At 72.5% G+C, this 21,473-nt stretch carries 20 protein-coding genes; 12 read left to right on the top strand and 8 right to left on the bottom strand.

Annotated elements, in window-relative coordinates; genetic code table 11:
• The first annotated feature begins 92 nt into the window (after positions 1 to 92).
• The 4 genes from ACZ6C1_RS09575 to ACZ6C1_RS09560 are packed head-to-tail and all read left to right on the top strand — an operon-like array spanning position 93 to position 4,843.
• Entirely contained in the window at positions 93 to 1,217 is a 1,125-nt protein-coding gene (locus tag ACZ6C1_RS09575) for a DegT/DnrJ/EryC1/StrS family aminotransferase (RefSeq protein ID WP_469239438.1), read from the top strand.
• A complete protein-coding gene (locus tag ACZ6C1_RS09570; protein ID WP_469239436.1) occupies positions 1,214 to 1,972 on the top strand; it encodes a hypothetical protein in 759 nt (252 codons plus the stop codon). The genes ACZ6C1_RS09575 and ACZ6C1_RS09570 overlap by 4 nt, the downstream gene beginning before the upstream one ends.
• Complete coding sequence (locus tag ACZ6C1_RS09565) at positions 1,972 to 2,730, top strand: amidohydrolase family protein (RefSeq protein WP_469239435.1); 759 nt, start codon at positions 1,972 to 1,974, stop codon at positions 2,728 to 2,730. Before ACZ6C1_RS09570 ends, ACZ6C1_RS09565 begins: the two co-directional genes overlap by 1 nt.
• Before the next feature lie 34 nt (positions 2,731 to 2,764).
• Positions 2,765 to 4,843 carry an NHL repeat-containing protein gene (locus ACZ6C1_RS09560; RefSeq protein ID WP_469239433.1) on the top strand — a complete coding sequence of 693 codons (2,079 nt, stop codon included), beginning with the start codon at positions 2,765 to 2,767 and terminating at the stop codon, positions 4,841 to 4,843.
• A gap of 92 nt (positions 4,844 to 4,935) precedes the next feature.
• On the opposite strand, the gene ACZ6C1_RS09555 is transcribed toward ACZ6C1_RS09560, so the two are convergent.
• The gene (locus tag ACZ6C1_RS09555; protein WP_469239432.1) at positions 4,936 to 5,916 is read right to left on the bottom strand and encodes a dihydrodipicolinate synthase family protein; all 981 of its coding nucleotides are present in this window, start codon (positions 5,914 to 5,916) and stop codon (positions 4,936 to 4,938) included.
• 97 nt (positions 5,917 to 6,013) lie between these two features.
• Between ACZ6C1_RS09555 and ACZ6C1_RS09550 the strand changes: the two genes are divergently transcribed.
• On the top strand, positions 6,014 to 6,982 hold the full coding sequence (locus tag ACZ6C1_RS09550; RefSeq protein ID WP_469239430.1) for an LLM class flavin-dependent oxidoreductase: 969 nt from the start codon (positions 6,014 to 6,016) through the stop codon (positions 6,980 to 6,982).
• Here the strand turns inward: ACZ6C1_RS09550 and ACZ6C1_RS09545 are convergent.
• The 6 genes from ACZ6C1_RS09545 to ACZ6C1_RS09520 all read right to left on the bottom strand — a co-directional run bounded on the left by ACZ6C1_RS09545 (position 6,972) and on the right by ACZ6C1_RS09520 (position 12,666).
• Positions 6,972 to 8,096, bottom strand: a complete 1,125-nt coding sequence (locus ACZ6C1_RS09545) for a DegT/DnrJ/EryC1/StrS family aminotransferase (protein ID WP_469239429.1) — start codon at positions 8,094 to 8,096, stop codon at positions 6,972 to 6,974. The two genes, ACZ6C1_RS09550 and ACZ6C1_RS09545, sit on opposite strands and share 11 nt — an antisense overlap.
• Entirely contained in the window at positions 8,093 to 8,857 is a 765-nt protein-coding gene (locus ACZ6C1_RS09540; RefSeq protein WP_469239427.1) for an amidohydrolase family protein, read from the bottom strand. The genes ACZ6C1_RS09545 and ACZ6C1_RS09540 overlap by 4 nt, the downstream gene beginning before the upstream one ends.
• Complete coding sequence (locus ACZ6C1_RS09535) at positions 8,854 to 9,558, bottom strand: amidohydrolase family protein (protein WP_469239425.1); 705 nt, start codon at positions 9,556 to 9,558, stop codon at positions 8,854 to 8,856. Before ACZ6C1_RS09535 ends, ACZ6C1_RS09540 begins: the two co-directional genes overlap by 4 nt.
• Positions 9,555 to 10,358 (bottom strand): carbohydrate ABC transporter permease, encoded by an 804-nt coding sequence (locus ACZ6C1_RS09530; protein WP_469239423.1) that lies wholly within the window; start codon positions 10,356 to 10,358, stop codon positions 9,555 to 9,557. Before ACZ6C1_RS09530 ends, ACZ6C1_RS09535 begins: the two co-directional genes overlap by 4 nt.
• Positions 10,358 to 11,221 (bottom strand): carbohydrate ABC transporter permease, encoded by an 864-nt coding sequence (locus ACZ6C1_RS09525; RefSeq protein WP_469239421.1) that lies wholly within the window; start codon positions 11,219 to 11,221, stop codon positions 10,358 to 10,360. The genes ACZ6C1_RS09530 and ACZ6C1_RS09525 overlap by 1 nt, the downstream gene beginning before the upstream one ends.
• A 179-nt stretch (positions 11,222 to 11,400) precedes the next feature.
• Positions 11,401 to 12,666: an ABC transporter substrate-binding protein gene (locus ACZ6C1_RS09520; protein WP_469239419.1), complete on the bottom strand. Its 1,266-nt coding sequence runs from the start codon at positions 12,664 to 12,666 to the stop codon at positions 11,401 to 11,403.
• Between the two features lie 353 nt (positions 12,667 to 13,019).
• Between ACZ6C1_RS09520 and ACZ6C1_RS09515 the strand changes: the two genes are divergently transcribed.
• The 4 genes from ACZ6C1_RS09515 (at position 13,020) to ACZ6C1_RS09500 (ending at position 15,622) form a co-directional block, all read left to right on the top strand.
• Positions 13,020 to 13,418 carry a cell division protein SepF gene (locus tag ACZ6C1_RS09515; RefSeq protein WP_469239417.1) on the top strand — a complete coding sequence of 133 codons (399 nt, stop codon included), beginning with the start codon at positions 13,020 to 13,022 and terminating at the stop codon, positions 13,416 to 13,418.
• Between the two features lie 73 nt (positions 13,419 to 13,491).
• The gene (locus ACZ6C1_RS09510) at positions 13,492 to 14,658 is read left to right on the top strand and encodes an AAA family ATPase (protein WP_469239415.1); all 1,167 of its coding nucleotides are present in this window, start codon (positions 13,492 to 13,494) and stop codon (positions 14,656 to 14,658) included.
• Complete coding sequence (locus ACZ6C1_RS09505; RefSeq protein WP_469239413.1) at positions 14,655 to 15,035, top strand: nucleotide pyrophosphohydrolase; 381 nt, start codon at positions 14,655 to 14,657, stop codon at positions 15,033 to 15,035. The genes ACZ6C1_RS09510 and ACZ6C1_RS09505 overlap by 4 nt, the downstream gene beginning before the upstream one ends.
• A 125-nt stretch (positions 15,036 to 15,160) precedes the next feature.
• Complete coding sequence (locus ACZ6C1_RS09500) at positions 15,161 to 15,622, top strand: DUF6099 family protein (RefSeq protein ID WP_469239411.1); 462 nt, start codon at positions 15,161 to 15,163, stop codon at positions 15,620 to 15,622.
• A 349-nt stretch (positions 15,623 to 15,971) separates the two neighbouring features.
• On the opposite strand, the gene ACZ6C1_RS09495 is transcribed toward ACZ6C1_RS09500, so the two are convergent.
• Positions 15,972 to 16,154 carry a hypothetical protein gene (locus ACZ6C1_RS09495; protein ID WP_469239409.1) on the bottom strand — a complete coding sequence of 61 codons (183 nt, stop codon included), beginning with the start codon at positions 16,152 to 16,154 and terminating at the stop codon, positions 15,972 to 15,974.
• Positions 16,155 to 16,380: 226 nt separating this feature from the next.
• Here ACZ6C1_RS09495 and ACZ6C1_RS09490 point away from each other — a divergent pair, with 226 nt between their 5' ends.
• From ACZ6C1_RS09490 to ACZ6C1_RS09480, 3 genes are all read left to right on the top strand, one after another.
• Positions 16,381 to 17,304, top strand: coding sequence for an LLM class F420-dependent oxidoreductase (locus ACZ6C1_RS09490; RefSeq protein ID WP_469239407.1), 924 nt, complete (start codon positions 16,381 to 16,383; stop codon positions 17,302 to 17,304).
• A 68-nt stretch (positions 17,305 to 17,372) separates the two neighbouring features.
• On the top strand, positions 17,373 to 18,854 hold the full coding sequence (locus ACZ6C1_RS09485; protein ID WP_469239404.1) for a 3' terminal RNA ribose 2'-O-methyltransferase Hen1: 1,482 nt from the start codon (positions 17,373 to 17,375) through the stop codon (positions 18,852 to 18,854).
• Positions 18,851 to 21,400 (top strand): polynucleotide kinase-phosphatase, encoded by a 2,550-nt coding sequence (locus ACZ6C1_RS09480; protein ID WP_469239403.1) that lies wholly within the window; start codon positions 18,851 to 18,853, stop codon positions 21,398 to 21,400. Before ACZ6C1_RS09485 ends, ACZ6C1_RS09480 begins: the two co-directional genes overlap by 4 nt.
• The last annotated feature ends 73 nt before the right edge of the window (positions 21,401 to 21,473 follow it).

The raw sequence follows: 21,473 nt of genomic DNA, 5'->3' as shown, positions 1-21,473 counted from the left end.
CTTGCTCGGTGACGCCTGATTGACGGCCGTCGACGGGAGTTCTACTTTCGGCCCAGGCCATAATCGCGTGCTGCCGAGAGGATAATCCCCCGATGCCGCAACGGGAAATGCCGCTGCCCACAGTTCTGGATCCCCGGGGAAGGACGTTCGGCGAGGAGGAACGCGCGGCGGTGCTCCGGGTCCTCGACTCGGCCGTCCTGTGCGGGGCGTTCGGCCGGGAGACCCGGGCGCTGGAGAGTGAGATGGCCCGGCTGTACGGGCGTGCCGAGGCCGTCTCGTGCAGCTCCGGCACCGCCGCGCTGCACCTCGCCGTCGCCGCCGCCGGGGTCGGCCCCGGCGACGAGGTCGTCACCACACCGATCTCCGACTTCGGCACGGTCGCCCCGGTCCTCGCCCAGGGCGGGCGGGTCGTCTTCGCCGACGTGCTGGCCGACGACGGGAACCTCGACCCCGACGCCGTCGAGGCGGCGATCACCCCGCACACCAAGGCCGTCATCGCCGTCCACCTGTTCGGCGGCGCCGCCGACACCGTACGGCTGCGGGAGATCTGCGACCGGCACGGGCTGCTGCTCATCGAGGACTGCGCCCAGGCCTGGCTCGGTGAGGACGCCGACGGCAGGCTGCTCGGCACCCTCGGTGACATCGCCTGCTTCAGTCTCCAGCAGTACAAGCACATCACGGCCGGCGACGGCGGCCTCACCATCACCGACGACCCCGGGCTCGCCACCCGGATGCGGCTGTTCATGGACAAGGGCTGGGACCGCGCCGAGGGCCGCATCCACCGCACCATGGGCCTGAACTACCGGATGACCGAGCTCGTCGCCGCGGTGGCCCGCGCCCAGCTCACCCGCGTCACCGACGTCGTCGCCCGCCGCCGGGTGAGCGCCCGGCGACTCGCCGAAGCCGTCGCCGGCCTGCCCGGGGTGACGATGCCCCAGGGCGTCCCCGGCCACGCCTGGTGGGTCGTCCCGCTCCTCGTCGACGACAACGCCCGCTGGGCCAAGGCGCTGGAGGACCTCGGCGTCCCCGCCCTCCCCGGCTATCTGGAGCGTCCGCTGTACGCCAATCCGGCACTGTCCGGGTACCCGCCGGGCCTGTGTCCTCGCGCCGAGCGGCTCATCGACCGTACGTTGCTGGTTCTGCCGTGGAACGAGGCCTACAGCGAGGACGACGTGGACCGGATCGCGCAGGCGCTGGGGAAGGTCGCCACCTCATGAGCGAGTCGCCGCAACGGACGTACGAGTGGCTCCGGCCGACCCCGGAGGAGAACATCGGCTGGGACGTCGACGTCCTGTACGGGCCATGGCCCCGCCACCACCGCGACACCGGCCTCGATGAGGTCCGCGCCCACCTCGCCCGTTCCCCCGTCGCGGGCGGCCTGGCCCTGTCCACCCGTGGCCCGCTCTTCGACGACGAGGCGGGCAACGCCGAAACGCTCCGCGACCTCGCCGACTGCCCCGAACTGCTGCCCGTCGGCACCGTCGACGTACGCGACGCCCTGACCGCGGAGGACCGCCTCGACGAACTGGCCGCCGCCGGGGTCCGGTTCCTGCGGCTGTTCACCCTCGAACAGGCGGCCGAGCCCGGCTTCCCCGGCTACCGGCGCGTGGTGGAGCTGGCGATCGACCGCGGCATGGTGCTGCTCCACGACGGCGACCCGCGCCGCTTCGGACCACCCCTGACGCAGCGCGGCGTGGACGTGATCTTCCTCGACCTGCACGCCTACCTGCTGGCCGACTTCCTTCTCATGGCCCGCGAGGAGCCCGGGTTCAAGGCCACCACCCGCATGCTGTCCGGCCCCGACTCCATCGAACGGGTCATCGACGCCGTCGGCCCGCACCACCTGGTCTTCGGCTCCCGCACCCCCTTCATGGACATCTCACCGCAGACCCTGAAGCTGCGGTACGCCGACATCTCGCCCGACGACCGCGCCGCCATCGCCACCAAGAACGTCGAGGAGCTGCTCGCCTGATGCCGATCATCGATGTGCACGCCCACGTGGGCCGCTGGCAGTTCCACCTGACGACCGGTGACGCGGACACCAACCTCGCCCAGATGGACCGCTACGGCATCGACCTGCAGATCGTCTCGGCGTCCGAAGCGGTGGTGTACGACGCGGTCGCCGGGAACGCCGCCCTCGGCGAGGCCCTGGAGACCCGGCCCAGGCTGCACGGGTACGCCGTCGTCAACCCCAACCGCATCGAGGAGAGCGCCGCCGACCTCCGCCGCTGCCTGGACACCGGCCGGTTCGTCGGCGCCAAGATCCACACCCACTACCCGGGGCGGCTGCCCGGCTGCCGCGAGATGGCCGAGGCCTTCGACGTCGTCGCCGAAGCCGGCGTACCGCTCCTCCTGCACACCTGGGGGCGCGAGGTCACCCTCCTCCCCGAGCTCGTGGAGGCCCGGCCCGGACTGCGCGTGATCATGGGCCACGCGGGCGGCGACGCCTGGCGCGAGGCGGCACACGCCGCGGCCGCCTGCGACCGCCTCTACCTGGAGCACTGCCGCACGGCCACCGACGCGGGCCGCGTCGCGTACGCCCGGGAGGCCGGAGTCCCGATCGAACAGATGCTGTTCGGCACCGACGCGACACTGATCGACCCCTGCGTGTCCCTGGGCGTGATCCGGGACGCGCGGTTCACGGAGGAAGAGCTGGAGCGAGTGCTGTGGCGCAACGCGGCGGAGCTGTTCGGCCTGAAGGTCGGTACGGCGCTGCCACCGGTCGTGTGAGGCGATCCGAACCACCGGAACAGGAGAGGGACGCATGGAACGCAGGCGACTGCTCAACGCCGGAGCCGGGTTCACCCTGGCGGCAGTGGCGGGACAGACCATCACCCCCAGCGCGGCGAACGCCGCCACGACACCAACGGCCGGAACCACACCCGCCGACGGCGCCGGCACCGCCGGACACCGCTGCTCCGGCACCCCGGTCTCCACGTACGGCATCGCGTCCCTGACGGCGGCGATCGTCGGCACGGCCGTCCTGGGCGACCACGCCTACGTCGTCGCCCGGGGCCAGAACCCCACCCTCGTCGGCGAGATCGACCTGTCGACGAGAAAGCTCACCAGAACCTTCCGGCTCGACCGCGGCGACGGCGGCTGGGCGGCCACCGTCTCCGGCGGCCAGGTGTACATCGGCACCTACCCCTTCCCCGACATCCACCGCATCGACCCCGCCACCGGCACCGTCACCCGCATCGGCACCATCGGCCCGGCCGGCGGCTTCGTCTGGTGCCTCACCACCGCCCCCGACGGCACCGTGTACGCCGGCACCAGCCCGCGTGGCGAGGTCTGGGAGTACAAGCCCCAGACCGGCACGCTGCGCAACCTCGGCGCCGCCATGCCCGGCGAACAGTACGTCCGGGCCATCGCCGCCGACGACCGCTACGTCTACGCCGGCACCCTGCCACGCGGCTTCATCGTCGCGTACGACCGGACCACCGGCGTCAAACGGAGCATCACCCCCACCCCGCACGGAGGCGCCTCCGCCCTCATCGCGCGCGGCGGCCGGGTGCTCGGCTCCTTCGGCCGGTCCATCGTCGACGTGGCCCCCGACGGCAGCGACGCCCACGTCATCCCCATCCCCGCCCCGGAACGCATCGCCGACGCCATGACGGTCACCGCCGACGGCACCCTCTACTGCGTCGGCCGCCCCAGCGGCACCGTCTACAGACGCGACGGCGACACCCTCGTCAAGGTCGCCGCCCCCGCCACGGGCGACGAACACCGCGCCCTCGTCCCGCTCGGGGACGGCAAGATGCTCGGTGCCGTCGGCAGCGGCCGGCTGTGGTGGCTCGACCTCGCGACCACGAAGTCGGAGGTCGTCGAACTGATCGACATCGGCCTGTCCGGCCCCGACCCCGTCCAGTCCATCGCGTACGAGTCCGGCGGCACCGTCCACGTCGGCGGTCACTACTCGCTGACCACCCACCGGCCCACCCACGGCACCTCCAAACGCATCAGGATCCCCGGAGAGCCCAAGACGCTCCGGGCGATCGGCGGCAAGGTGTACGCGGCGATGTACCCCAGCACCGAGTTCCTGGAGATCGACCCGCGCCGCGGCAAGGTCCGCTCGATGGGCTTCATCGAGAACGACCAGCAACGCCCCACCGACATGGCGTACGTGCCCGAACAGGACCTCCTTCTGGTGGCGAGCGCGCCCCCCGCCGGCGGCCTCAAGGGCGCCCTCACGTTCGTGGAACGCTCACGCGGCAGGCTCACCGTCCACAAGGACGTCATCACCGACCAGAGCGTGATGTCGGTCGCCCTGGACGACCGGATCGGCCACCGCACCGCCTACCTCGCCGGGGACACGTGGGGCGGCGGCAGCGTCACCCCGACCCGCCCCAACGCCACGGTCGTCGCCTACGACGTACGCCGCCGCACCGTGCTGTGGGAGGTCACCCCCGTCGAGGGCAACGCCAGCATCCAGCACATCGAGGTGCACAACGGCATCCTCTACGGCGTCTACAAGCGGCAGTCGGGCAACTGGTTCGCCATGGACATCGAGACCCGGACCGTGCTGAAGACCGGCAAGCTCCCCAGCTACGGCGAGATCAGCGTGCACTTCGGCCAGGTCTACGCCTCCGTCTTCGGCGGCTCCGTCTACCGGCTCGGCCCCTTCGAAGCCGGCGACGGCGAGGCCGAACTCGTCCTCGGCGGCCTCGGCGACGGCTGGTACAACCCGCCGCAACTGGCCTGGGAACGTGCCACCTGGCACGCCTGGGGCGTGTCCACCCGAGCCCTCGCCCGCCTCCGCCTCGACCCCCTGTGCCCGTCGGGCACGCCGGCACGGATCACCGCGCAGTACGAGGCCATCCTGAAGGGGCTGCTGGCCAACTGACGCGCCCCGGCGCCGCCCCACGTGCCCCCGGCCCCGCGCCGGGGGCACGCCCGGGCCGACGCCCCGAGCAGGGGCAGCGGCTCGGGCGGAGCCTAGGCGGGTTCCTGGACCGGCTCCCCGGCCTCCTTGGCGAGCGCCTCCAGGCAGTCGACGACGGCCCGTCGCTCCGACGCGGGCAGGTCCGGGCCGTACGGATCGTGCGCCGCCTCCTCCGGGACCAGGCCCTCCCACACCGCCGCCCACAGCATCCGCTGCACATAGCCCTCGATGGGCGCGAGGAACGTGACCTCAGCGAACCGGTCCAGCCGTGCCGAGGCCCGGACGAACCGCCCGTGGTCCCCGTCGCGCCACGCCTCCAGGACGGCCACCGTCAACGGCACGCGGGCCGCCGCGATGCCCACCAGCGCCGAATCCGCCCCCCACATCAGCGAGGGCCCGAACATCCGGTCCTCACCGGTGATGACCAGTGCGCCGCTCCGCCGGGCCGCCCCGATGGCGTCCTGACACGCCATCGCCCGGTCCAGCGTGGCCAGCTTGATGCCCACCGCCGACGGCAGCGCCAGCAGACGCTCCACCAGCCGGGGCGGGTACGGATAGCCGCCCGCCTCGCCGTGCAGGAAGAACCCGACCACCGGCAGCCCGCTCTCCGACGCCACCCGTTCGTGCAGCTCCACCGCCGCGTCCTCGTCACCGTCCAGCTGCGCCAGCGGGTAGACCATCACCGCGTCGGCGCCGCCCTCCGCGGCCCGCACCGCCATCGTCACGGTCGCGTCCACCGCTTCACCGAGGCTCACCGCCCCGGCCGCACGCGGCACCCCGACCCCCGCCACCAGCGGCCGGTCGACGGCCTCCCGCCACACCGCGAGAACCCGGCGCCGGTCCTCATCCGAGAGGTACAGCCCGCGCCCCGTGTGGGCCCACACCGCCACCCCGCCGATCCGCTCCCCGGCGATCCGCTCCGCGTACCCGCGCAGCGCCCCGAGGTCCACAACCCCCGCCGCGTCCATCGGGGTTGCCACCGCCGGAAGGACGGTGCCGCGCAGCCGCCGTACCAGGTCCTCAGAAGCCGGCATGGGTGCTCCCGTCTGTCGCGGTCGTGGTGGCGACACGCTAGCCTTTACGGTCCGGACCGTAAAGGAAGGGCCCACCGAGGAAAGGGACGGCGCTCTGATGCGACTCGGCCTGTACGTCAACCTCTACGCCGACCGGGCCGACCGGCCGCGACTCGCCGACGCCGTCGAGCAGGTGCGCCTCGCCGAACAGGCCGGGTTCGCCTGGGCCGTCCTCGGCGAACGGCACCTGCACCGGCCCGGGTACCACGAGGCCGTCACCTCACTGGCGTACCTCGCCGCCCACACCCACCGGATCGGCCTGGCGACCGCGGGACTCATCGCCCCCGTCCACCACCCGGTGATGCTGGCCGAGACCCTCGCCCACATCGACGTCCTCTCCGGGGGCCGCCTCACCGCCGGTTTCGTCCTCGGCTACCGCCCCGAGGAATTCGCGCTGTACGGCACCCGGCCCCAGGAGCGCGTGTCGCGCTTCGATGAGTGCCTGGAGCTGCTCACCCGGCTGTGGACCGAGGACGAGGTCACCCACCAGGGCCGCCGGTACGGCGTCGAGAAGGCCTTCCTGTCACCCCGGCCCGTCCAGCGGCCCCGCCCCCGCATCTGGAACGGCGGCCGCGTGCCCGCCGCCCTGGAGCGGACCGCCTGGACGTGCGACGGCTGGACGACGTCGTTCAACGAGACCGACGACGAGCTCCCCAAGAAGATCGCCCTCTACCGGTCCTTCCCCCGCGGCCCGCGCTCCCTGGGCGCCGAGGTCATCATCTGCCGCGAGGGGTACGCCGCGCCCACCACCGCCGAGGCCCGCAGCGCGCTCGAAGGCCCGCTGCGGGGCCTGTACGACGCGTACGGCGACTGGAAGCGCACCTCCGCCGACGCCGCCCGCTACGCCCAGCCGTGGGAGGACATCGCCGCACGCTCGGTCATCGGCTCGACCGCCGAGTGTGCGGAACGGATCGGCCGGTACCAGGAGATGGGCGCCGACGGGATCGTCCTGCGCATCCAGCCGCCCGGTATGCCGCAGGCCGACGCGCTGCGGGCGATCGAGGCCTTCGGCGCGCTCACGACGTGAAGGCGCGCCCGACCCTCCGGGCGGCTTCCGCGATGTACGCCACCGCCGCCCCCTCCGCCATCAGCATCGGCTGCCGCACCCACACCACGCTCTCCTCCGCCGCCTCCGCGACCGGACACGGTCCCCCCGGCCTCACGTACGGCATACGGCTCAACGACCGGTAACCGGCGTCCAGCGGCACCCCTTCGGCGGCCATCGCCGCCAGGAACGCCCCCTTGGACCTGCCGCCGAAGGCCCCGGCGTCGTACCGCAGCATCGCCAGGTGCCAGGTGTGACGCGTGGTGCCGGACGGCGCCGGGACGAGGTCCAGGCCCGGGACATCGCCGAGGGCCTCGGCGAGCGCGGCGGCGCCGCGCGCCCGCCGGTCGATCCAGTCGTCCAGGAGCCCCAGCTGAGGGTGCAGCAGCGCCGCCTGGAACTCGGTCATCCGCAGGTTCCAGCCCACCTCCGGATGGTCGTACCAACCGCCCTCCGGCCTGCGGCCCACGTTGTGCAGCGCCCACACGCGCTCGTACAGGGCCCGGTCCCCGGTCACCACGATGCCGCCCTCGCCCGCGGTCATCGCCTTGCCCGACTGGAAACTGAAGCAGGCCACGTCCCCGAGGGAACCCGCCGGGCGGCCGTGCCGCGCCGCCCCGTGCGCCTGCGCCGCGTCCTCCACGACCGGCAGCCCCAGCGCGCCCAGCGCCTCCGTGTCCGCCGGAGCCCCCGCGAGATGCACCGCCATGACCGCCTTCGTACGCGGCCCGACGAGCGCACGCGCGACCCCGGGATCGAGGTGCAGGGTGTCCTCGGTGACATCGGCGGCGACCGGAACCGCCCCGGCCAGCGCCACGGCCGTCGCGCTGGCCACGAACGTGTACGCGGGGACGACCACCTCGTCACCGGGCCCCACCCCGAGCGCCCGCAGCGCCAGGAACAGCGCCACCGTGCCGTTGACGGTGCACACCCCGTGCGCCACCCCGGCGCGCCGCGCGAACGCGGCCGCGAACTCCTCGGCGGCGGTGCCGCTCGGCGCCCCCCACCGGCCGCTGTCCAGCACGCGCAGCAGGGCGCGGCGCTGCTCGTCGGTCGCGGGCGGCGGCCAGGAGGGCCACCGTGGCGGCCCCTTCACACGATGCCTTTGAGCAGCCGGTCCATGGTGCCGTGCAGCACCTGCTCCCGGTCCGCCTCCGGCAGGTCGGCGAGCAGCACCCGGCCGAGCCCGGTCCGCAGGTCGAGGAAGACGGCGTCCGACCCGAACGCCACCCGGTCCGCGCCGGCCCCGGCCACCATCCGGGTCAGGTGACGCGCCGTCATCCGGGACCCGCAGGTCTCCAGCACCAGGTCCGGGCAGCGCTCGGCGGCCTCCATGGCGGGACGCAAACCGTGCGGGAACAGGCCCGCATGGCCCATCAGCAGCGGCACGCCCGGGTGGTGGGGTGACACGGCCGCGAAGTGACGGGCGTCGGACCAGGCGCTGCCGTGCTGGCTGTGCGCCAGGACGAGCCGCCTCCGCTCGGCCGCCACCTCGAACGCCGGCGTGTACGCCCGGTCGTCGAGCGCCGTCTCGTGCACTTCCGGGTGGAGCTTGACGCCGATGACGCCGGGGACGTCCAGCAGGTCCCGCAGCCGCTCGGCGGCCTGCGGATCGTGCGGCTGGTACACGGCCCAGCCGAGCAGCCGGCCGGGGTACGCCTGGAGGGCCTCGACCAGCAGGGCGTTCCCGGCGCGGGCGTCGGGACCCACGGCCAGCAGGTGCGACACGCACGCGGTGGCCACACCGCAGCGGTCCATCATGGCGACGAGGCTCTCCGCCGATCCGTCCGGGACGGCGAACGCCGACCACCGCCCGATGTGCCCGTGCGCGTCGATGACGTCCATGGCTGTGCTCACGGTGCACCGCCCATGAGCCGGAGGGCGTTGCCACCCGCGATGAGCGCCGCGTCGTCCGGCGGCAGGTCCAGGGTGTCCAGCAGGTAGCGGGGCCCGGCGTCGTCGGTGACGGGGGCGCCCGTCCCGAACAGCACGCGGTGGGCGCCGTACCTCTCGGCGATCCACTCCACCTGGCGGTGGCCGCAGAGCGTGGAGGTGTCGACGTACAGCGAGGGGTGGACCTCCAGCAGCTCGGCGAGCTCGCGCAGCGCGCGGTACCCCGTGCCGGTCAGCACCACGCGGAGCGCGGGCGTGGCGGCGGCCAGCAGATGCACCTCGCCGGCCGTCACCTCGTCCCGGGAGAGCAGTGCGGTCGTACCGCTCGCCGCCAGCCCGGCGAGCAGTTCCCGGGCGTGCGGCCCGGTGACGGACCAGCCGTGCCGCCGTGGGCTCAGGCGCACCAGCGGCGCGCCTCCCGCCCACGGGCCGGTGCCGAGCGGCCCGGGCACGAGGACGGGTACGGGCCGCAGCCGCCGGTCACCGATGAGGTCCAGTCGCCCGTTGCCGTCGCGCGGGTCACCGTGGACCGCGTGCGAATGGCTGACGCACGCCGTGTCGATGCGCAGCCGGTCGAGCTCGGCGACGAGACCGGTCTCGTCCCTGCTGGGGACGTCGTCGTGGGGGAGGGGGCCGAGGATGCGGTTGATGTCGACGACGGTCATGACTTGAGACCGCTGGTGGCGACGGAGTCGGTCAGATACCGCTGGAGCAGACCGAAGACCAGCAGGCACGGGATGACGGTGATGGTCGCGCCGGCCATGATCTGGTTGATCGTCACGTTCTCGCCCTCCAGCGTGGCGAGACCGACCGTGAGCGTACGCATGGCCTCCGACTGTCCGATGACCAGCGGCCACAGGAAGTCGTTCCAGTGCCAGAGGAAGACGAACACCCCGAGGGTGGCGAGGACCGGCCGGATCAGCGGCAGGACGACGGTGGTGAAGACCCGCCACTCCGACGCCCCGTCGATCTTCGCCGCCTCGAACAGTTCATCGGGAAGCTGCACGATGAATTGCCGCATCAGGAAGACGGCCTGCGAGTTGGCGAGGGTCGGCACGATCAGTCCCCAGTACGTGTCCACGCCTCCCATCTCGGAGACGAGGATGTAGTAGGGGATGAGGGTCGCCTGGAACGGCACCATCAGGGTCGCCAGGAACGACCAGAACAGCACTTCACGGCCCGGGAAGCGCTTCTTGGCGAACGCGTACCCGGCCATCGACGCGAACAGCAGGATGAGCAGCACCGACACGAGCGAGTAGATCAGTGAGTTGAGCGCCCACCGCGCGATGTCGGCGCTCTGCAGGACGTCGGTGAAGTTCCGCACGGTGGCGCGGGTGACGTCGAAGGCGCCCGGCAGCGTGCGGCCGCCGGGCGGTGCGAACGCCACCAGCACCATGATGACGAAGGGGGTGACGGTCACGAACGCGACCAGGACCAGCAGGACCGGCAGCCTCAGCCGCGCCATCAGTCCTCCTCCCTTCCGATGAGCCGCCGCTGAACGAGTGAGAAGACGAGCACGATGAGGAAGAGGACGAGGCCGACCGCGCTCGCGTAGCCGAAGTCGAAGAACTTGAAGCCCGCGTCGTAGAGGAAGTACACGAGCGAGTAGCTGGCCCGGACGGGGCCGCCGGCGGTCATGACGTACATCGCGTCGAAGACCTGGAAGGCCTGGATGGCCTCGATGACGAGGACGAAGAAGAGCACCGGCCGCAGGAGCGGGAGCGTCACCCAGCGGAAGCGCTGCCAGGCGCTCGCGCCGTCGATGGTGGCCGCTTCGGAGACCTCGCGCGGGATGGACTGGAGCCCGGCGAGGAGGATCAGCATCGAATAGCCGAAGCCCTTCCAGGCGGAGGCGGCGGCGATCGACGGCAGGACGAGGGACTCGTCACCGAGGAAGTCGACCGGACCGGTGCCGAGGACACCGAGAGCCGCGTTGAGCAGCCCGTCCTCCACCTCGTAGATCCACTTCCAGATCACCGCGGCCAGCACGATGCTCGTCACGTACGGCAGGAAGAACAGGCCCCGGAAGAACCCGCGCAACCAGAGCGTGCGGTGCAGCAGCACGGCCGTGCCGAGCGCGAGCAGCACGGTCATCGGCACGTACAGCGCGGTGTAGACGGCGGTGACTCCGAGGCTCTCCCAGAACAGGTCGTCCCCGAGGAGCCGGGTGTAGTTGGCCGGCCCGATGAAGGTCCACTCGCCGCTGAGCCGGTAGTCGGTGAGCGACAGGAAGGCCGCACCGAGGGTCGGCCCGAACCGGAAGACGAGGAACAGCACGAGCATCGGCGCCACGAACGCCAGCCCGACCAGCGCCTCCCGCCGCCGCACGGGACTCCGCCGCCGCCCCGCCCCCGCCGGCGCGCCCGGCGGAGGGGGGACGGTGCTCGGCGGGGGCCCTGGCGGAACGGCCACGCCGGTGGCGGTGCCCGTCGGACCACCCGGTGGCAGGCCGCCGGGCTCGGAGGGTTCCGGCTCGTCGGGGGACGCCTCGCGGGGCTCGACTTTGCTCAACGCTGACGCGCCAGCAGGTCGTCGCCCTCCTTGGCCGCTGCCTCCAGCGCCTGCTCGGGTGTCTTCTTGCCGGTGAGCGCGGCCTGGATCTCCGGCGTGATGAGCGCCATCAGCTGGCGCGCGGCCGGGTGCGGCTCGCCGGGGAACGTGTGGGCCAGAGCCGCCTCGTACTTCTTGGCGTAGGGGCTGCCGTTGGAGACCGTGACATCAGTGCGCGGGGAGAAGAACCCGCCCGCCTTGCCCATGGACGCGATCTGCGCGGGTTCGGTCATGTAGGCGATGAACTTCTCCGCGCCGGCCAGGTTCTTCGTCCGGGCGCTGATACCGAGGCCGCCCGGCATGCCGAAGCAGACCTGCTTGCGGGGGCCGGTGAGGGCGGGGCCGACGATCACGTTCTCCTTCCCCCAGGTCTGCTCGGCGAGTGCCGCGTCGGACGGTGTGTTGGTGTAGCCCATCGCCACCTGTTCCTTGCCCAGCGCGTGGTCGGTGAAGAGGTTGGCGTTGGTCAGCGCGGACCGGGGCACGGCCCCGCTCTTGTAGAGGTCGACGAGGAACGTGAGCGCCTCGACGCCCTCCGGGCTGTTGAACGCGGTCTTCTTGCCGCTCTCGTCGAACACCTTGCCGCCCGCCTGCCACAGCAGCGGGTAGAAGCTCATGTTGAGCGAGGCCTCGTTGCTCGCCGAGTAGTCGAGGGTGGCGACCCCGGTCTGCTTCAGCTTCGGCGCGGCGGCCCTGAGGGCGTCCCAGGTCGCGGGAGGTTCCTTTATCCCTGCTTTGTCCAGCAGTTTCTTGTTGTAGAGGGTGCTGGTGACGGTGTGGTAGATCGGCGCCGCGTAGACCTTGCCGTCCTGCGTCATGGCGTCGAGGGCGGCGGGCCGGAAGGCGTCCCGGGACTTCTCGATGGCCCGGTCGACGGGCTGGACCGCGCCGTTCGCCTGGAACTGGGGGATCTGGTCCGGACCGAGGAGCACCACGTCCGGTCCCTTGCCGCTGCCGAACGCGGTCGCCAGCTTCTGGTCCCGGTTCTCCCAGGGCAGTTGCTCGATGGTGAGGTCGAGGTCCTTCTGGGCGGCTTCGAAGCCCTTCTCGATGCCGTCCCAGTACGCGGCGTTGGCCTTCGGATCCATGATCACCGGGTACATCCAGACGGTGACCTTGTTCGACCCCGAGCCGCTGTCACCGCTGGTGCACCCGGCCGCGGTGAGCGCGGTGAGGGTGAGGAGTGCGAGAGGAACGGTGGCGCGCTTGAACCCTGTCTTCATGCTGGGCCTCCGGAAGGCCTGTCAAAACCTGGACAGTTTCGGCCTGGGCCGAAAGTAGCTGGGCTGTTTTGCACTGTCAATGCTGCGCGGTCGCGCCATCCGTGGCCACCCGGCAGGCCACCGCAACGGCCCTGGAGCCAGCCACCCACTCGTTCGGACGACACGTCACTTCCCGCTCGGCGCAACGCGGCCGACGGTCGGTCAGCCGCACGCCGTGAGCGGGTCCTCGACCGCCGCCACCACCGCGACACGCTTCGGCCCTCCCGTTTCCGCATCCGGCGACAGGACGGCCGGTTCCGCGTGGCGTCGTGTCGCAGTTGGGCCGAACGGGTGAGGGAGGCGAGGATAGGCGTATGAGCAGGTACGAGAGGTACGACGTCACCGACGAACAGTGGGAGGGCCTGGCGCAGGTCGTCCCGCTTCGGGGGCGCAACGAGTGGCCGTCCAGGGTCGACCACAGCACGATCCCGCAGGACTACGAGGCCGCCGAGCAGCGCCGCATGGTCGTCCTGCGGGTGCAGGTCTTCGCCGACGCGCGGGAGGTCGCCGAGTACCTCATCGCGCAGATCCCCGTGCTGCTGGACCTGACCGCGGCCGACACGGACGTCGCCAAGCGGATCCTGGACTTCAGCAGCGGCGTCGTCTTCGGCCTCGGCAGCGGGATGCACCGCGTGGACCGGAACGTCTTCCTGCTGGCGCCCGTCGGTACGGAGGTCGAGGGCGTCGCCGCCACGGCGGTTCCGCATTCCTAGCCGGTTCCCTCGTTCGTAGGAAGGCTGTTCGGGCGGAACGGTTCAGCATGACGCGTCCTCGTACGGTCCGAGCATGCACGCAACCCGCCCCGCCCCCGCCTCGTCGCCCTCCGCCGCATCCGCCCGCCCCGCCGTCACGGAACTGCGGCTGTCCGCCTTCAAAGCCCACCGCGGCGCCGCCTTCCGGCTCGCGCCGGTGACGCTCTTCGCGGGGGCGAGCGGCACCGGCAAATCGAGCGCGTTACAGGCGTACGAAGCACTCGCCCTGCTCGGCGCCGGAGCCACGCTCGCCACCGCCTTCCCCGATCCCGTCGGCTGCGTGCCCGAGCGTGCGGAGGCGGACGCGGAGGGGCGGCGAGGATTCCGGATCGGCTGCACCGTGGACGGCCCGGCCGGGCCCGTCCGCCTCGACCTGGCCGTCCAGGCCCAGCCGGAGCTGCGGATCGTCGGCGAACGGCTGACGGGCGGCGACGGGCGGACGCTGCTCACCACCGCGCTGCGCGACCCCGGCCGCCGCACCGTGCAGGCCGAGTGGCACACCGCCGGTTCGGTGCCCGTCACCCGCGCCCCGCTCCCCGGAGACCGGCTCGGTACCGCACTGCTGCCGCTGCGGGTGGCCGGCAAGACCGAGGGACAGCGCCGCGTGCTGGCCGCCGCGGAACAGGTCGTCGTGGCCCTCCGGTCCGTCTTCCCGTGCGACCCGCAGCCGCAGCGGATGCGGGCACCCGTGGCGGCGGGCGAGGGACGGCTGCGGCGCGGCTGCGACAACCTCGCCGAGGTCCTCCACCGCACCCGCACCGGCTGCCCCCGGCGGCACGCCCGGCTGGCGGCCGTCGCCCGGGCGGGCTGCGCCGGGCCCGTGCGCGATCTGGGCGTCGAGGAGCTCGCCGACGGAACGGTACAAGCGGTCCTCGGCCGCGGCTCCGACGGAGGTATGCCGGTCGGACGCCTCGGCGAGGGCGAACTGCGCTACCTCGCCCTCGCGCTGGTACTGCTCACCGGGCCGGGCGTGCTGGCCATGGATCCCGCGGCCGAGGTACCGCACGCGATGCAGACGCTCACCGTGCTCGCCGACGGTTTCGACCGTTCCCTGGACCGCCGCCAGACCCGCGAACTGTCGGCGCTGGCCGCGCAGATCTGCGCCGAGGGACACATCCGCCTGGTGGGGACGGTCGGGGAGGCCGGTGCGAGGGCCGCGCGCGGGCGCGCGGGAGTGACGGTGGTAGACCTGAATCCGTGACAGAACTGGATGTGCAGGGATTGCAGCGACGGCTCGCCGAGTTCGCGGCCTCGCGGGAGTGGCAGCCGTACCACACGCCGAAGAACCTGGCGGCGGCGCTGAGCGTCGAGGCGGCCGAACTGCTGGAGATCTTCCAGTGGTTGACGCCCGAGGAGGCAGACCGGGTGATGGACGACCCGGAGACGGCACACCGGGTGGCGGACGAGGTGGCCGACGTCCTGGCCTACTTGCTCCAGTTCTGTGGCGCGCTGGGCGTCGATCCGCTGGCCGCGCTGTCGGCGAAGATCGACCGGAACGAGGTGCGTTTCCCCGTCGGGCGGCCGCCGGGACGCGCCGCGAGGGCCGGGCAGGAGCCGGATCGTCACTCTACGGAGTGATCGACTTATTCACACTGAGCTTCCTGTCCACAGATTTCCGAATTCCCCTGGCTTTTGGGTCCGTTCGCCTTCACTCTGGGTAGTGAACAGATGGGCGGACAGTCGTACGAACGGGGGCGGCGTACATGGAAGCGGAGCGGCTCATCGCGACCGGCCGGCGCGCCCTGGCGGACAGCCGGGTGGCGCTGGACATCGTGGCGGAGGCCTGGCAGGCGCAAATGCTCGCGCAGGCCATCGGTCACCACCTGGCGCTGTCCGGCCCACCGGAGCTCAGGGGCGAGGCGCTGAGCCTCAGCGAGACCGGCAGTCGCGGTGGGGCGAGCCCGGACCACCCGGCGCGCGCACTGCGGCTCACGGGGATGGCGAACGTGCGCGTCACGTTACTGGGCCTGGGCGCGCTGCTGGGCGAGGTGGGCATAGCCCTCGTCGGTGTCGCCTGTGCCACCGACGAGGAGGGCCTGTACTGGCAGTGCGTCGAAGCGATCGACGCCGCGGACGAGGCCGGCGACCGGGTGCGCATGATGCTCCGCCGCCTCGCCGTCCGCGAGCACGCCAGACCCCCCGACCCCGCCGACTCCTCGGCCTGATCGCGCTGACCGCATGACGCGTCCGGGACGGGCCACCCTGTGCACCGAGGCGAGTGCCAGGAAAACCGGACGCGTACAGAACGGGACGGGGTGACCCGCCGCCGGCCGTTCCAGGAGAGGACGCTCGACGCCCGCCCCGGCCTGGTCGCCCAGCACACCGGCATCACCGTGACCGTGGCCGCCTTCGGCCTCATCCCGGAATGCATCACCCTCGTCCGGAGCGTCCGCCACCCGGAATCTCCGGGCGTGGACCCGGCCGGACAGGACCGGGCCGGCGCCACACCCCGAGCCCGGGAAGATGCCGGGCGGGGCAGCGGGCAGCGGGGTGCAAGAAGGGCGGAGACCGGAGTCAGGGGGTGGGAGGTGAGGGAGGAGCGGTGTCGGGGGACGGGAGGCGGTCGGACGAGGACTGCAGGTCGGCGTCGAGTTGCGTCAGGTCGGCGCTCAGCGCGGCCATCAACTCCTCCATCTGCTGCAGCAGGCCCTTCGGGTGCTCCGGCGCGGCCTGCTCGGGCACGGCTTCCTGGGACATGGCGGCCTCCTCGGCCCAGGCCTCCCCGACGGGGGAAGGCGGCAAGAGAGAACGACGCGCCGACATCCGCCGCCGGCGCGCGGGCCGGGCGGTCCGGCTCCGCCCGAGCCAACGACGCGTACGGGGCGTGAGTCACTGGCGGGAAGGACCGGGGGTGCAAGATCGATGATGTTCACCCTGGCGGGAGGGGGCGGTTGACGGCCGTCCCACGGTGCAGGATGGAGGTATGGATCTTCGAATCTTCACCGAGCCCCAGCAAGGGGCCAGCTATGACACCCTGCTCAGCGTCGCGAAGGCCGCCGAGGATCTTGGCTTCGGAGCCTTCTTCCGCTCGGACCACTACCTGCGCATGGGGTCCGCCGACGGGCTGCCGGGCCCGACGGACGCCTGGATCACCCTGGCCGGGCTCGCCCGGGAGACCAAGCGGATCCGGCTCGGCACGCTGATGACCGCCGGGACGTTCCGGCTGCCGGGAGTGCTGGCCATCCAGGTAGCGCAGGTCGACCAGATGTCCGGTGGCCGGGTCGAACTGGGCCTCGGCGCGGGCTGGTTCGAGGAGGAGCACAAGGCCTACGGCATCCCCTTCCCCAAGGAGAAGTTCGCCCGCCTCGAGGAGCAGCTCGCGATCGTCACGGGCCTGTGGGCCACCGAGACCGGCAGGACGTTCTCCTACGACGGGACGTACTACCAGCTCACCGACTCGCCCGCGCTGCCCAAGCCCGCACAGGCCAAGGTGCCCATCCTGATCGGCGGGCACGGGGCGAAGCGCACACCACGGCTGGCCGCGCGGTACGCCGACGAGTTCAACATCCCGTTCGCCTCCCTGGAGGACAGCGAGCGGCAGTTCGGCCGCGTCCGGGCGGCCGCCGAGGAGGCCGGGCGCGCGGCGGACGACCTCGTGTACTCCAACGCGCTGATCGTCTGCGTGGGCAAGGACGACGCCGAGGTGGCCCGCCGGGCCGAGGCCGTAGGACGGGAGGTGGAGGAACTGAAGGCGAACGGTCTCGCCGGCTCGCCCGCCGAAGTCGTCGACAAGATCGGCCGCTACGGGGCGCTCGGCTCCTCCCGGATCTACCTCCAGGTGCTGGACCTGGACGACCTCGACCACCTGGAGCTGATCTCGTCGCAGGTCATGTCCCAGCTGGCCTGACGGCCACCAGCCCGACGGCCCGGGAAAACCCCTGGTCGGGCGGTGCTCCTCCGGCAATACTCGGGCGTGTGTTCCTGACGATCAGTACGACCGGTAGCCCACAGCGTCCCGCCACCGACCTCGGTTTCCTGCTGCACAAGCATCCCGACAAGGCGCAGACGTTCTCCACCTCGCACGGCACGGCGCACGTCTTCTACCCCGAGGCGTCGACCGAGCGCTGCACGGCGGCGCTGCTGCTCGAGGTGGACCCCGTCGCGCTGGTCCGGCGCGGCAGGGGCAAGGGCCGGGGCGGCGCGCCGGACTCGGCGCTCGCCCAGTACGTCAACGACCGGCCGTACGCCGCCTCGTCGTTGCTGTCCGTCGCGCTGAGCACGGTCTTCAAGAGCGCCCTGCGCGGGGCGTGCGCCGCGCTGCCCGAGCGGGCGGCCCAGCCGCTTCCGCTGCGCATCGAGATTCCGGCGCTGCCCGCGCGGGGCGGCGCCGACCTGGTCCGCGCGCTCTTCGGCCCGCTGGGCTGGGCGTCGGTCGACGCGGAGCCGGTGGCGCTGGACGAGCGGTTCCCGCAGTGGGGCGATTCCCGGTACGTACGGCTGGTGCTGGAGGGTGAGCTGCGGCTCGCGGACGCCCTGCGGCACCTGTACGTCCTGCTGCCCGTCCTCGACGACGCCAAGCACTACTGGGTGGCGCCCGACGAGGTCGACAAGCTGCTGCGGGCCGGCGAGGGCTGGCTGGCCGACCACCCCGAGCACAAGCTGATCACCAGCCGCTACCTCTCGCGTCGCTGGGGCCTGACCCGGCAGGCGATGGAGCGCCTGGAGCTGGTCCGGCTCGCCGAGGCCGACGACCTGGACGTCGAGGACGTCGACAACGCCGTCGACGAGACGACCGCTGTGCTTGTCGAGGAAGAGGGGTCGGACCGGCCCGTGCCGCTCGCCGAGCAGCGGCGCGAGGCGATCCTCCGGGTGCTGCGCGCGGCAGGCGCGAGCAAGGTGCTCGACCTGGGCTGTGGCCAGGGCCAGCTCGTGCAGGCGCTGCTCAAGGACGTCCGGTTCACCGACATCCTGGGTGTCGACGTGTCCGTACGGGCGCTGACCGTCGCCGCGCGACGGCTGCGGCTGGAGCGCATGGGGGAGCGGCAGGCCGGGCGCGTGACGCTGCTCCAGAGCTCGCTCACGTACACCGACAAGCGGCTGGCGGGCTATGACGCGGCCGTGCTCAGCGAGGTCATCGAGCACCTCGACCTGCCGAGGCTGCCGGCGCTGGAGTACGCGGTGTTCGGGTCGGCGCGGCCCACGACCGTGATCGTGACGACGCCGAACGTCGAGTACAACGTCCGCTGGGAGACGCTGCCCGCCGGGCACGTCCGCCACGGCGACCACCGGTTCGAATGGACGCGTGAGGAGTTCCGCGACTGGGCGCGGGGCGTGGGGGAGCGGCACGGGTACGGCGTGGAGTTCGTGCCCGTGGGGCCGGACGACCCCGAGGTCGGACCGCCCACGCAGATGGCCGTGTTCGCCCTGGCCGCCGCAGACGAGGAGAAGGCCGCATGACCGAGACCGAGACCACGAGCGCCGGCCGCAGGCTGCCGGTCACCGACCTGTCCCTCGTCGTGCTCATCGGCGCCACCGGCTCCGGCAAGTCGACCTTCGCGCGCAAGCACTTCAAGCCCACCGAGATCGTCTCCTCGGACTTCTGCCGGGGGCTCGTCGCCGACGACGAGAACGACCAGAGCGCGAGCGGAGACGCCTTCGACGTCCTGCACTACATCGTGGGCAAGCGCCTCGCCGCCGGCCGGCTGACCGTCGTCGACGCGACCAGCGTGCAGCAGGAGAGCCGCCGGCAGCTCGTGCGCCTGGCCCGCGAGCACGACGTCCTGCCCATCGCCATCGTCCTCGACATGCCCGAGGAGGTCTGCGCCGAGCGCAACGCCGTCCGGCCCGACCGCGCGGACCTGCCCCGCCACGTCATCCAGCGCCACCGCCGTGAGCTGCGCCGCTCGCTGCGCGGCCTGGAGCGCGAGGGCTTCCGCAAGGTGCACGTGCTGAAGAGCGTGGCGGAGGTGGAGGCCGCCGAGGTCGTCCTGGAGAAGCGGTACAACGACCTGCGCCACCTCACCGGCCCCTTCGACATCATCGGTGACATCCACGGATGCAGCTCCGAGCTGGAGACCCTGCTCGCCAAGCTCGGTTACGAGGACGGGGCGCACCCCGAGGGACGTACGGCGGTCTTCGTCGGCGACCTCGTCGACCGGGGCCCGGACAGCCCCGGCGTCCTGCGCCGCGTCATGGGCATGGTCGCGTCCGGCGACGCGCTGTGCGTGCCCGGCAACCACGAGAACAAGCTCGGACGGTGGCTCAAGGGACGGAACGTCCAGCGGACGCACGGGCTCGCCGAGACGATCGCCCAGCTCGAGGGCGAGAGCGACGAGTTCCGCGAGCAGGTGCGGACCTTCATCGACGGGCTCGTCAGCCACTACGTCCTGGACGAGGGCCGGCTCGTCGTCTGCCACGCCGGACTGCCGGAGAAGTACCACGGCCGCACGTCCGGGCGGGTGCGGTCGCACGCGCTGTACGGCGACACGACCGGCGAGACCGACGAGTTCGGGCTGCCGGTGCGCTACCCGTGGGCGGAGGACTACCGGGGCCGCGCGGCGGTGGTGTACGGCCACACCCCCGTGCCGAACACCTCCTGGATCAACAACACCATCTGCCTCGACACGGGCGCGGTGTTCGGCGGGAAGATGACCGCGCTGCGCTGGCCGGAGCGGGAACTCGTCGACGTACCCGCCGAGAAGGTCTGGTACGAGCCGGTCAGGCCGCTCGTCACCGAGGCGCCCGGCGGGCACCAGGGCCGGCCGCTGGACCTGGCGGACGTGCACGGAAGGCGGGTCGTCGAGACGCGGTACGCGGGCAACGTCGGCGTACGGGAGGAGAACGCGGCGGCCGCGCTGGAGGTCATGAGCCGGTTCGCGGTGGACCCGCGGCTCCTGGCGTACCTGCCGCCGACCATGGCTCCGACGGCGACGTCCAGGGCCGACGGCTACCTGGAGCACCCGGCCGAGGCGTTCGCGCAGTACCGCTCCGACGGCGTGGAGCGGGTCGTGTGCGAGGAGAAGCACATGGGGTCGCGGGCGGTGGCACTGGTGTGCCGGGACGCGGACGCGGCACGCGAACGGTTCGGGGTGGACGGCCCGACGGGCGCGCTGCACACCCGTACCGGGCGGCCGTTCTTCGACGACCCGGCCATGACGGAGAGGGTGCTCGACCGGCTGCGCACGGCCGTCGCGGCCGCCGGGCTGTGGGACGAACTCGGGACCGACTGGCTGCTGCTGGACGGCGAGCTCATGCCGTGGTCGCTCAAGGCGTCCGGTCTGCTGCGCTCGCAGTACGCGGCGGTCGGCGCCGCCTCGGGTGCGGTGTTCCCGGGCGCGGTCGCGGCGCTGGAGGCGGCGGTGGGCCGGGGCGTGGACGTCGCCGGCCTGCTGGGCAGGCAGCGGGAGCGGGCGGAGGACGCGGCGGCGTTCACCGAGGCGTACCGGCGCTACTGCTGGGACACCGACGGCCTGGACGGGGTGCGGTTCGCGCCGTTCCAGATCCTCGCGGGGCAGGGGCGCTCGCTCGCGGGCGTCCCGCACGACGAGCAGCTCGCCTGGCTGGACCGGTTGGTGGAGCACGATCCGACCGGGCTGCTCCAGGTCACGCGACGGCTCGTCGTCGACACCGGGGACGAGGACTCCGTGCGGGCGGGCGTCGGCTGGTGGCTGGAGCTGACGGGCGCGGGAGGCGAGGGGATGGTCGTCAAACCGCTCCAGGCGCTCGTACGCGACGGGAAGGGGCGGCTGGTCCAGCCGGGCATCAAGGTGCGCGGCCGGGAGTACCTGCGGATCATCTACGGTCCGGAGTACACACGCCCGGAGAACCTGGCCCGGCTGCGGGAACGCCACCTCGGCCACAAGCGGTCCCTCGCGCTGCGCGAGTACGCCCTCGGGCTGGAGGCCCTGGCCCGGCTGGCCGACGGTGAACCGCTGTGGCGCGTCCACGAGGCGGTCTTCGCCGTGCTGGCCCTGGAGTCGGAGCCGGTCGACCCCCGCCTCTGACGCTTCCGCGAGGCGCGCCCCGCCGGCGCCGCCCGGGAACCGTGGGATGTCCGGCTGTTCGTGGGTGAACAGG

The sequence above is a fragment of the Streptomyces sp. NPDC041796 genome (genome assembly GCF_055590785.1).
This window is presented reverse-complemented; position numbering and strand designations above follow the sequence as displayed.